General features: G+C 34.8%; 9 protein-coding genes. 2 read left to right on the forward strand and 7 right to left on the reverse strand.

Annotated elements, in window-relative coordinates; genetic code table 11:
- Window positions 1-87 precede the first annotated feature (87 nt).
- The 3 genes from VB248_RS17995 to VB248_RS18005 all read right to left on the reverse strand — a co-directional run bounded on the left by VB248_RS17995 (window position 88) and on the right by VB248_RS18005 (window position 4111).
- A complete protein-coding gene (locus VB248_RS17995; RefSeq protein WP_323298205.1) occupies window positions 88-1017 on the reverse strand; it encodes an alpha/beta hydrolase in 930 nt (309 codons plus the stop codon).
- Between the two features lie 394 nt (window positions 1018-1411).
- Complete coding sequence (locus tag VB248_RS18000; protein WP_323298206.1) at window positions 1412-3271, reverse strand: glycoside hydrolase family 13 protein; 1860 nt, start codon at window positions 3269-3271, stop codon at window positions 1412-1414.
- 42 nt (window positions 3272-3313) lie between these two features.
- Window positions 3314-4111, reverse strand: a complete 798-nt coding sequence (locus VB248_RS18005) for a phytanoyl-CoA dioxygenase family protein (RefSeq protein WP_323298207.1) — start codon at window positions 4109-4111, stop codon at window positions 3314-3316.
- Window positions 4112-4249: 138 nt separating this feature from the next.
- Here VB248_RS18005 and VB248_RS18010 point away from each other — a divergent pair, with 138 nt between their 5' ends.
- The gene (locus tag VB248_RS18010) at window positions 4250-5095 is read left to right on the forward strand and encodes an AraC family transcriptional regulator (RefSeq protein WP_323298208.1); all 846 of its coding nucleotides are present in this window, start codon (window positions 4250-4252) and stop codon (window positions 5093-5095) included.
- A gap of 67 nt (window positions 5096-5162) precedes the next feature.
- On the opposite strand, the gene VB248_RS18015 is transcribed toward VB248_RS18010, so the two are convergent.
- Complete coding sequence (locus tag VB248_RS18015) at window positions 5163-6302, reverse strand: glycerate kinase (protein WP_323298209.1); 1140 nt, start codon at window positions 6300-6302, stop codon at window positions 5163-5165.
- A 295-nt stretch (window positions 6303-6597) separates the two neighbouring features.
- Between VB248_RS18015 and VB248_RS18020 the strand changes: the two genes are divergently transcribed.
- Entirely contained in the window at window positions 6598-7428 is an 831-nt protein-coding gene (locus VB248_RS18020) for an RpnC/YadD family protein (protein ID WP_323298210.1), read from the forward strand.
- 161 nt (window positions 7429-7589) lie between these two features.
- On the opposite strand, the gene VB248_RS18025 is transcribed toward VB248_RS18020, so the two are convergent.
- From VB248_RS18025 to VB248_RS18035, 3 genes are all read right to left on the reverse strand, one after another.
- Window positions 7590-8009 carry a hypothetical protein gene (locus VB248_RS18025; protein WP_323298211.1) on the reverse strand — a complete coding sequence of 140 codons (420 nt, stop codon included), beginning with the start codon at window positions 8007-8009 and terminating at the stop codon, window positions 7590-7592.
- Window positions 8010-8175: 166 nt separating this feature from the next.
- Window positions 8176-8445, reverse strand: coding sequence for a hypothetical protein (locus VB248_RS18030; RefSeq protein WP_323298212.1), 270 nt, complete (start codon window positions 8443-8445; stop codon window positions 8176-8178).
- Window positions 8446-8896: 451 nt separating this feature from the next.
- The gene (locus tag VB248_RS18035; protein ID WP_323298213.1) at window positions 8897-10837 is read right to left on the reverse strand and encodes an AAA family ATPase; all 1941 of its coding nucleotides are present in this window, start codon (window positions 10835-10837) and stop codon (window positions 8897-8899) included.
- Window positions 10838-11468 lie beyond the last annotated feature (631 nt).

Here is an 11468-nt window from a genome sequence, read left to right on the forward strand (position 1 = left end):
AATTATACCTTTTAGGGTATAAAAATACATTTAAAACCTAAATTATACCCAATGAGGTATAATTTTAATTTATCCTTTAAACCAATTTTAGGTATTTTGCTTTTTCAATAAAAATAACAAAGGAACATAAAAGCGTTCACGCCAAGATTTTTCACTGTGGTCTTTTCCTTTGAAATACTCTGTTCGCCAGTTTCCTGCATGATAACCTTTGCTTTTCATACAAGCATCTACTTGGGCTTGGAGTGCTGGGTAAAGTGCATCCAAAGTTTTATCGCCGTGGTCGAAGTAAATTTTGTGATTGTCTGGATTCGGAAGGGTTTCTTTCAAATAATGTACAATGGCATTAGGAACTGGGTTCTTATCCAAACAAAATACACCTGGCCAGTGAGTAGAAAGACAAGCTGCCCCGCCAAAAACTTTTGGATATTGCGTAATGGCATACATCGCCACCAAACCGCCCATGCTCGAACCTGCAATAAAAGTATGGTCGGCATCGGTAGAAACTGCATAATGTTTGTCGATATATGGTTTTAGTTCCGTAACCAAAAACTTCAAATAATGGTCTGAATTGGGTTGGAATGATTCAGCACATTTGCCTTTTTCGTGCAATTGCTTACGAACAAAATCTTTTTGTTCAGCCGTTAAACTTTGAAATGGCTTTTGTGGAAAATAGTCCGCATAGTGGTTTTTGGCATCATTCCACACGCCTACGATAATAAAATCTTGTACTCTTCCTGCTTGTTGCAATTTACTTGCGATATTATCTACATTCCAGCTTTGCTGATGCCAGCTACTTGAATTATCAAATAACATTTGCCCGTCTTGCATATACAACACTGAGTATTTTTTCTCTGGAGTATAGTCGTCTGGAATCCAAATATCGATATTTCTTGGACTCACGTATTTTGAATTAAAATTCGACAAACGTTTGATTGAACCCGATACAACTTTGGGCAAACGATGGGCTTCGATAGACAATGATAAGGCTATCAAAACTATAGATAAGAAATGTTTCATTTTTGTATTAATTGAGATTGTTTTTGGTCATTCAATACGCTGATGTTTCTACAAGTATTGAATTTTATGGTCAATTTTATCCCTAAATCTTAGGCTTAAATTGTTGTTTTGTTTCAGAATAAGAAGTACCCAAAAAGGAAATTGACAGCACAAAGGAAGTACTATTTTTTCAAAAAGAGAAGTATTTTGTGTTAATTTTATAATATATCAAGAAAAAAATATACTTTTCTTAGAAAAATGATATAATAATACCTTCAATTGGATGATTTTGAGTAGGTAGTAAAAGCGAGAAATGGCTTCTATTTCGCTGGAACTGCATCAAAAAACGAGCGGTCAAGAAATACTTCCTGACCGCTCGTTTTGTAATCTTAAAAAAATGATATTTCTAAATATTTTACTCGAAAATCTCTAAAATCAAAGGGCTGTTTGGTTCAAGACTTAGACTGTCTTTTACACTAATGGTTTTTTGATGAAAAACATCTTTTGCTCTAAAATTGGGCTTTAAGATTTCTTTAAAACGAGCTAAATCCAAAGATTTTGCTTCGGTATTTTTATTCAAAATCACTATTACTTTTTGTTTGTCGTTGTATCTAAATTGTACGTACACACCATTTTCTGGAGCAAAATGTTTCAATTTTCCTGAGTGAATCACAGGCGTATTTTTTCGCCATTGCAATAATTGTATCACAAAATTAAGAGCTTCGGTTTCACGCTCTGTCATGGCAATATGTTTGAAAACATTTTTGGTATCACCTTGCCAACCGCCCGGCATATCGGCACGGATTTCGCCATGAGCATCACTTTTTGGATTGGTAATCAAGATTTCCGTTCCATAATAAATCTGTGGAATACCTCTGGTCGTTAGCAAGAAAGTCATTCCTAATTTGAATTTATTAAAGTCTTCTTTGATTTGCGTATAAAAACGACTCATGTCGTGATTGTCAGGAAAAATCACTAAATCATTCGGATTTGGATAAACGAAATCGTTGGCGATGGTTTGGTACAATTTGGTAAAACCTTGTCCCCATATTTTTTCGTCTCCGTTCAAAGCCTCAACCAAGGACGCATTGGTTGGGAAATCCATTAAACTTCTCAAATACGAAACATAGCCATTTTTGTTTACTTTGCCTCTTTGCCAAGCCGAAACAATACTCGGATTCAGCGACCATTCTTCGCCAACAACGTTGAAGTTGGGGTATTCGTCCATTACTCTTTTTGCCCAAATGGTCATAAAGTCTTTGTCGGGATATGGCCAAGTATCCATTCTGATTCCGCCCAAATCGGCGTACTCTATCCACCAAATCGAATTTTGAATTAGATAGTTTGCCATAAAAGGGTTTCGCTGATTTAGGTCGGGCATAGTAAAATCAAACCAACCGTCACTGTGCATCGTTTTGTCGATTTCAGCAGCGTAAGGGTCGTGCAAACTTTCACGGTGATGACTTGAATAAATCACTTTTGGACTATCCTGAAAATTCACCCAATCATTTGTAGGTGCATCTTTCATCCACCAATGTTCTGAACCACAGTGATTTAGTACCATATCCATGATTAACTTTATGCCTTTCTTTTTGGCTTCTTTTGATAGGCGAACATAGTCTTCGTTTGAACCGAAACGTGGGTCAATTTTACTAAAATTCGTAATGGCATAGCCATGATAGGAAGTTTTAGGCTGCTTGTTTTCCAACAAAGGATTTATCCAAAGTGCCGTCATTCCCAGATTTTGGATATAATCTAAATGTTGGATAATACCTTCAATATCGCCGCCGTGTCGCCCTGTCAAATCCTTGCGATTGAGCGTATCTTTATAGCCAACAACATTATCGTTTTGCGGATTTCCATTTGCAAAACGGTCTGGTGTAATCATATACATCACATCGCTGGTATTGAAACCTACTCTTTCAGCAGCTTTTGCTTCTCGTTTCAAAAGAGAATAAGTATAGCTAATCGTTTTTTTGGCAGCATTTTCAAAAACGATTTTCATGTCTCCAGCTTTGGTTTGCGGAGTAATCAGTAAATCAATAAACAAATAATTGGGGTTCGTTACCTTGTTTACTTTCAAGATACTTACTCCTTTGTATTGAATCGAAGGCTTGAAACTTGCAATATTTTTTCCATGAATCAATAATTGTAAACGGGGGTTTTTCATGCCTACCCACCAATTTAGCGGTTCTACGTGCTGAATACTTTCTTGTGCAAAAGTATTGTTGAGTAAGAAAAGTAAGCCGAAAAAGTAATAAAGTCTTTTTTTCATCTGATGGTTTGTTGTTATTTTTTCAAAAAAACCTTCGTGCAATCAATACAAAACTGGGTTTAAAGGCGTGTCTATTACTTCTCCGATATTCGCCCCCGGACACCAAGTGTGCCAATCTACCTCTTGGTTTTTGTTGGTAGGTTTTTGTAAAATCATGTTTTTATCCATGTAAATTACTGTCATTACTTTTCTGACTTGGTCTGTTACATTTGCACCTGCACGGTGAAACACCCAGCCAGAATGAAAACTTATTTCGCCCAAATCAAAAGGTTCGATAACGTGTTCAAAATCAGTTACTCTCAATTTTTCGCCAATAAGTTTTTCACTATCGTCACCAATTTTCAAATCACGTCCTTCTACAATTTTATGGCTTCCAGCACTGAATTCAAGTGGCCCCATTTCTAATGCAACGGCTTGTAAAGGAATCCATGCAGTTATGGTTTTGTCGCTACTCAAAGGCCAATAATACTGGTCGGCGTGCCATGGGGTAATACCGCCACCGCCTTCTTTGAACAAAGCTTGGTCGTGATACATCCGAACGCCCTCTACTTGCATTAAATCGGCTGCAATTTTTGCCAAGCGTTTGCTAAAGACAAATTCTTTTACAGTTTCATTTTCACGCCAAAGGTTGAAAAGCTGTAAAAATGCTTTGCCATAAGTATCTCTTTCTTCCACTTTACTCGTAACAGTATTCATTTTTTCTACTTGTTCCGAGATAATTTTGTTGTAAAATTCAAGTGTTTCGGCATCAAAAACATTTTTAAGTTTGATAAAACGATTTTTTTCGTAAAACTCAATCTGTTCTTGACTCAGCTCGTAATATGTTGTTAAATCTTTCATGGTAAAATTATTTTTGGATTGTTTGATAGTGCAAATTTCATCAAAATAAAGAAACCAGCGGTTTACAGATTTATACAATTATTATTCATATATTACCAATAAAATTAGAAGTAAGACAATATTAAAGGTAATTTATTAATGAAACCATCACTCGAACTCGGTATCAGTAATTTGCCGAACGCTTCTTTTAAATCCTTTCGATTGTATCAGAAAAGCTTTGAGTCGCATTGGCATTATCATCCCGAACTTGAATTAGTCTATTTTTCAAAAGGAAAAGGAATGAGATTTATTGGCGATAAAATTTCACTTTACAAAGAAAACGATTTGTTCCTAATCGGCGAGAATATCCCTCATACTTTTATGACTTATCAAGAAGAAGCAACTCCTTTTGTGGAAGCCTACTGTATTCAATTTTCAAAACAAATTTTCGATACTTTCCACGAATGCAAACATTTTCAGCAACTTTTTCAGGAAGCTCAACGAGGCATTTATTTTGAAAATATCTCAGAAATATTCATTCAAAAACTCCAAAGTATTGAATCAGCCAGCGGTGTTTCTTCGATTATTTTACTATTAGAAGTATTAGAAAGCTTGGCACAAAGTCCAGAAAAAACAATTTTATTGGATAAAGACTATCAGCAATACACGCTTTCGGAAAGTTCTACACGCTTACAAGTAGCGATTGATTATATCAATACGCATGCTCACAGAGGAATTTCATTACAAGAAATTGCAGATGTTTGTCATTTTTCGCCCAATGCTTTTTGTAGGTGGTTTAAACAAAATATGGGCATCACTTTTATAGATTATCTCAACAAAACTCGTCTTGCCCAAGTTTGTCAGCTATTAATTGCCAGTGATTTATCGGTCGGACAAATAGCCCTTCAAACTGGTTTTGATAATATCAGTACCCTCAATCGTTTGTTTCAACAAAAGTTACATCTATCCCCAAGCCAATATCGAAGCCAGTTTTTCCAAGATTAAGATACAATGAAGCTATGATTTGAAATCATTCATCTGTAAAACTATGCTAATCATGAAAGAATCTCTTTTACTTAAAGGAAATACTTGAAAGCATTTTCCCCAATAACATTCCCTGATTTTCGAGTAATTGTGGCGTATTGGCTAAAGCATTTTCTAAAGTACTCGGCTCTTGCAAAATGGAAGTAGCATACAAAACAGATTTTTGCTTTGTCACGATTTCAACGTCTTGCAAAGTACCACAAACGATAATGACAGGGACTGCCTTTGCTTCGGCTTTGCTCAAGAGTTGAGAAATAAGTTTTCCGTCCCATGTTTGGCTGTCAACTTTTCCTTCGCCAGTAACTAAAATATTAGTTTTTTCTAATAAATCATCCACTCGATTGATTTCCAAAATCCATGAAGCCGCAGAAATAATGTTAGCATTTAGCAACACCGCTAAACCGCCAGCTACCCCACCGCCTGCTCCGCTCCCAACTAAAGTTTGTGGATTGATACCAAAATGACGCTCAAGTACTTGAGCCATGTTTTGTAAACCTTTGTCTAACAATTGGATGCCTTCTTCGTTAGCACCTTTCTGTTTGGCAAACACATAAGCCGCACCACTTTCTCCGAAAAAAGGATTGGTAACATCGGTAGCAATAGTAAATTTTGTATTAAAAACCTCAGCAGGCACTTGAGAACCATCAATAGAAGCCACAGCTATTAAATTTTCGCCAGTGGCTTGAAGTACTGTTCCATCATTTGCCAAAAACCTAAAACCCAAAGCCGAAGCAATGCCCATTCCGCCATCGTTTGTGGCTGTTCCGCCAACAGTCAGAAAAATTTCTTTCGCTCCTTTTTGAATAGCCTCTTTGATAAGCTGACCAGTACCAAAACTACTGGTTTTCAAGCAGTTTCTTTTCGTAGGAATCAACAATTCAATTCCCGAAGCACGAGCCATTTCAACTACCGCAGTTTGATTTTGAGGAATATATAAATAAGAAGCAGAAACCGCTTCAAACAAAGGATTTTGTACTGTTTGGTAAATAAATTCGCCCTTAAAATTACTGTTCAGACTCTCTAAAGTACCTTCGCCACCATCAGCCAATGGCAACAAAGTACAATGAGCTTTCGGAAAAGTTTGTAAAATTCCCTTTTGCAGAAAATGACAAATTTCTGTTGCCGAAAGAGCATCTTTGAATTTATCTGGAGCGATGAGAATATTCATTTATGCTAATGATGAGTTTGTAAATGATGAAATAAACGGTAAAATTTTAAGCAATTGGAACGACAAATGAAGCCAAACAAGCATTCAGCATACGAAAATACCGTATAATAAGTTTTTAAAACAAAATCGTAGCGGGAAATACTGGATTTGATTTTAATTTGATACTTTCGTGGGGAATTGGGAATCCTATGAAGTAGTATATAAACTTATCTGGTCGTATGAACGCTTCGCTTAACCTGCAACCAGATTATGCAAAACAGATAAACGGCATAAAGTACCTTTTGTAAATTTAAAAATGAAAGCAGATAATAAAAAACGCCAATCAAATAGGCGACAATCCGCTCAATACGATAAGATTTTCAAAGAGAATATCGAAGCGGTAATTTCAAGCATCGTGGAAAATATTCTTGAAATCACCGCTGTTTCTATGGAAGAATTGCCCGATGATATTCAGCACACTAAAGAAAGAAAGCCAGATGTTTTGAAAAGAATAACTGATACCAAAGGTGATATTTTTGTTCTTCAGATTGAGTTTCAAGTAAAAGATGAACCTGAAATGGTGTATCGGATGGCAGAATATTTTATCATGCTTGAAAGAAAATACCATTTACCAATAAAGCAGTTTGTTATTTTTCTTGGTACGAACAAGCCGCTAATGACAACCCAACTTGACAGAGAAACGCTAAAATTTAGATTCCCGATTATAGCACTTTCTGAACTCGACTATCATATTTTCCTCAACTCGGATAAACCCGAAGAAATCATATTAGGCATTTTGGCAAATTTCAAAGGTGAAGAACCCGAAAATGCTCTAAAACAGATACTTGTGCGTGTCAAGGAAACTACTAAAGGAGATTTTTCGTTAAAAAGATACTTTAATCAGTTGCGTGTTTTAGCTCAACTTCGTAACTTGGAAATAAACTTAAAAAACGCTATGGACAGCATCGCAGAATACATCAAAGAAGAAAGGGACGTTCTCTATCTTCGTGGACAAGAGAATGAAAAAGCAAAGTTTGTTACATACCTCATTCGAGAAGACAACAAAACTTTTGAGCAAATCGCCGACATTGCAGATACTACTGTGGACTTTGTTAAAGCAGTTTACCAAAAGCTCACTGGAAAATAGATATTGGGGTGGCTTTGCTCGTGGATACCTGACTATTTACGAAATTTATAAAACTTTGCAATACATTCAATAAAAGTCCTAATTGGGCTTTTGTGCTTTCTATCCGTCTGGTCGTAACAACGCTCCGTTTAACACTTAAACCTGCAAGGTCGGAGACACTTCTATTTACTATATGTTTTATATAAATTCTCCATATTGCTTGAGTTCCTGATTTCGTTCATTATTCCCTTCTTGTAATTTATATTATCCCAATATTCAGGATAATTTCGAATATCATCTTGAATTATTTTTTTTAAATCATCAAAATCATAAGTATGCTGTGTATGAGATAACTGTATCGATACCTGAATAAAAGGATTAAGAAAAAGAAGGTCAATAGAAAAGTATGTTTTTACTCTTTCTACTTTTTCAACAGTAAATAAATTACCTACTGAATCATATAATTTTAAGTCTTCGTACCATCCGCTTTTAAACGTTGCCAATGTACATCTTTGTAATCTTGACATATTAGGAATGGAAGATACGGTATGATTTGTGGCGATTGCAAAGACAGGAAAATGTATATCATTAAGTGTTATCATTTCGGGTATCAATATTTTTGAAAACAATATAAATCTTAACCAACTACCAGACTCCTAACGCTTTATAAAATGCTATCGCATTTTGCCAATCATGAGATTGGCGAACACTAAGACGTAGTAAAACACTACCCGAGCGGGGGGAGCGAGGGAGTTTACGTACGAAAAATTATTTTTTGCGTAAATGTTTAATGCATAACATAGTAAAATAAGTGACAACTTGCATTATTAATGCATCTAAAACAAGAAGCCATGGTTTAAACCACTTAATTTCTTCACAATCATAACATTTCCCTCCAGTATCACTTGAAAAAATAAAGGGGAATCCGATTAAAGTTTTTCCATCCTGATCACCTTCAAATGTTCCAAAGACTATACTCGTAGAGAAAAAAAGAGATGTGAAAATGATAATAAACTGCTTTACTTCTTTTCTATTCATTATTGAGTTGTTTTGTTAAATTAAAGATGAAATTTTTTTCCCTCGGTCTGGTCGTTAGGTTTAGCAAAGCGTTCCTACGACCCAAGTGTAGAAAGAGCGTCACGCTCAACCATAATTTAGCAGTATCAGGAAAATTATTTAACTCAGCACTTTATTTTAAATTTACCAATAACTCACTCACTCCTTGTAGCCAATTGCGAGCGAGACGCTCTTCTCCGTTTGGGGTCGTAGAAACGCTTCGCTTAACCTACGACCAGATGGGGATACATTAGAGGCAAAGAAAAAAAATATTTCTACTATTATTTTGGAAGAGAATGATTCGTTAAGAAATGAGATGAAAAAGAATAAACTCTTCAAAATTATTGATACTTTAATAAGTAACTCTCGTTCTGGTCGTTAGGTTTAGCGAAGCGTTCCTACGACCAGAACGAGTTGAACCTTGTACAAATGCTCAATCGAAGCCGTCCTGCCTCGCTTTTGGCAATACCGTGTTACCAGCAGTTTTTATTTCTTCTGGAAAATATTTGTTTAATGTCAATTTTGCTTCGTCATTACCTAAAAGTAATTTTATACATCTATCTGTAAAATCAGATATTTTCAGATGCTTGCTTGCAATACTCCTAATTCCTTTATTATTTAGTGAAACAAGTACTTTGTCATAATCACAGGATGCAATCATTTGGTTTAACTCTTCAATTCGTTTCGTATACCAATCGTTAATTGAAACTTTGTCTAAGAAGTCTTGATAATTGGTTTCCAATTGAGCAAGAGCATTTCCCTTAGTAACATCACTATCCGTGAAATAGTAATTAACTTTTATACTAACATAATTTGTCGCTTGAATCTCTTTTAATTTGTCAAGTTCCTTTATAACATCTGATTTTATTAATTCAACATTCGCTTCATCAACTAGTAGTTGTTTTGCTAATAGTTTTAGAAATTCAGCATCCAAAAATAGATTCTCAACTTCGGCTACTTTGAAAGAATAGACTTCGTCAGCTTTAAGTTTATCAAGTCTTTCAAAATTATGATGGTCAGAATCAATTAGTCCAAATGACTTGGTATTTACATTCCTTAATTTATTAAAAGCTTTTGTATGATTTATTACATCAAAACAACTTCCAACGGGGACGATTGTCAACTCTGGAAATAGAATAGAATATATACGCTCATCAATACTTCCTTTAATTCCTTCACAGAATAATATGTTCTTTCTACTTCCAAGTAATTCCAACATTAATGTTTCAGGAATTTCGTCAGTTGGTATATCTTCTATCTCCCATTTATCTGGATGCTTAAATGACTTTATCCATATTTTCTTTGCAGTTCTTCTGCTTGTTGCGAAATCTAAATCGTGAGTCAAATAAATAAAAATACAGTCAGGTCGTTTAGCTTCTAACAAATCCCAAAGTTTTTTCAGAATTGTTTTATGTAGATACATCTCAGGCTCATCAACTACAATAAATCCATCTTTTGGGGCTTGGAGTACTTGTGCAATCAAGTATAACATAACCTTTTCACCATCACTCATTTGAATAGCAGGATACGAACGTCCATCATCTGATTTAGCTGTGATATTGATGCCATCGTCACAGCTTATTGTTCTGTGTTCAATAAGTGAGTTCCAAATTTGAAAAGTAATGTCAAGATTAGTCAGCTCCGGGTTAGAGATTGTTTTTCCAGAGTTGACAGATTCAATTGCTTTCTTTCGATAAGAGTTTCCAGCTGAAATATTATCTGCCAATAGATTCTTTAAAACAATTCCAAACTCTTTTTGCAAATAATTAAATTCTCCGTCTGACTTGTTGGTTTTATCTCTTAACTGATATTGTTTTAATTCACTGGCTGTCTTTGCAGGATTTGCAATTGCGTCAAAATTAGGAACCAGTAAAATTCTTTGTGCAGATATAACAACACCATTATTTTGAAGATATGTCTTAAATTTATTTGACAGAGTTGTTTTTCCACTACCATTAGCACCTATTGCAACGACATTGCTATCAAAATATCCAATCTTGTTAAAAAAATCAATATTGAATTCAATTTGTTCATAAAGAACAGAAACATTTAAGCTATTTTGTTCTATATTGCTTTTTATCTGTGATTTCCAATGCTCATTATTGTGAGCTATAAATGATGAATTAGGTTGTCCTCTGAAAGGTAATGTAGATAATATGCTTTCTAAGTTTGATTGAAATTGATTAAGGTAGTTAATCTTTAATTCTCCTTGCTTTGCCTTATCCTCTAATTTTGAGGTTAAAGAAATAACCTTATCAATGTTGTCTAAAGTCAAGGCATTACAATCAAGTTCAAAAGCACCTTGACGATGAACATTCAAGTCTCTTTTTGCAGTTTCAATGAACTGAATAAAATTTTCAATTTCTGCACTCATATTGGTAGTAGTATTGTCTTAAAATTACTGGTAACTCGCTAATATGCGAAAGTTTTGTAGTAATTTTTGTGTTTTTTGTTGTACTATTGATGTGGTACTTTTGGTATTGTTAATGTATTGCTTTTATAAGCTAATCTACCCATTTCCAAATACAATCAAAAAGATTAAATGCACTAATTACAAAAAACTTATTATACGGTAAGTTTTCTTGAGCTAATACAAATTATGGCTGTATTTACTTGGGAGTGTTCACTCAACTGTGTCAGTTGAGTGAACACTCCCCTTACATTTAGCGTTAAGCCTCTTTAATCTTGATAATTGCCACTTGCTTTTAGTGTTAAGCCACTTTAATCTTAATATATGCCACTTGCATTTAGTGTTAAGGCTCTTTAATCTTGATAATTGCCACTTACATTTAGTAATAAGGCATTTCAATCTTGATAATTGCCACTTACATTTAGCGTTAAGCCTTTTTAATCTTGATAATTGCTACTTACATCTGGCGTTATGGCATTTTCATTTAGCGTTATGCCAATTGTACATTCCTCATTCATGATTCAAAACTTTGCACTCTGTTAATTCTTTGTTTGTTTATTACTTCGCTTAACCAACATCCAATAAAGCTACAAAA

Source organism: Arcicella rigui, from assembly GCF_034929435.1.
In the GTDB taxonomy this organism is placed as follows: domain Bacteria; phylum Bacteroidota; class Bacteroidia; order Cytophagales; family Spirosomataceae; genus Arcicella; species Arcicella rigui.

What these genes read in the sequence shown, in the direction of transcription:
- VB248_RS18035 (WP_323298213.1), bottom strand. Translation starts at nt 10,837, where the DNA reads ATGAGTGCAGAAATTGAAAATTTTATTCAGTTCATTGAAACTGCAAAA.
- VB248_RS18015 (WP_323298209.1), bottom strand. Translation starts at nt 6,302, where the DNA reads ATGAATATTCTCATCGCTCCAGATAAATTCAAAGATGCTCTTTCGGCA.
- VB248_RS18005 (WP_323298207.1), bottom strand. Translation starts at nt 4,111, where the DNA reads ATGAAAGATTTAACAACATATTACGAGCTGAGTCAAGAACAGATTGAG.
- VB248_RS18030 (WP_323298212.1), bottom strand. Translation starts at nt 8,445, where the DNA reads ATGAATAGAAAAGAAGTAAAGCAGTTTATTATCATTTTCACATCTCTT.
- VB248_RS17995 (WP_323298205.1), bottom strand. Translation starts at nt 1,017, where the DNA reads ATGAAACATTTCTTATCTATAGTTTTGATAGCCTTATCATTGTCTATC.
- VB248_RS18000 (WP_323298206.1), bottom strand. Translation starts at nt 3,271, where the DNA reads ATGAAAAAAAGACTTTATTACTTTTTCGGCTTACTTTTCTTACTCAAC.
- VB248_RS18025 (WP_323298211.1), bottom strand. Translation starts at nt 8,009, where the DNA reads ATGATAACACTTAATGATATACATTTTCCTGTCTTTGCAATCGCCACA.
- VB248_RS18010 (WP_323298208.1), top strand. Translation starts at nt 4,250, where the DNA reads ATGAAACCATCACTCGAACTCGGTATCAGTAATTTGCCGAACGCTTCT.
- VB248_RS18020 (WP_323298210.1), top strand. Translation starts at nt 6,598, where the DNA reads ATGAAAGCAGATAATAAAAAACGCCAATCAAATAGGCGACAATCCGCT.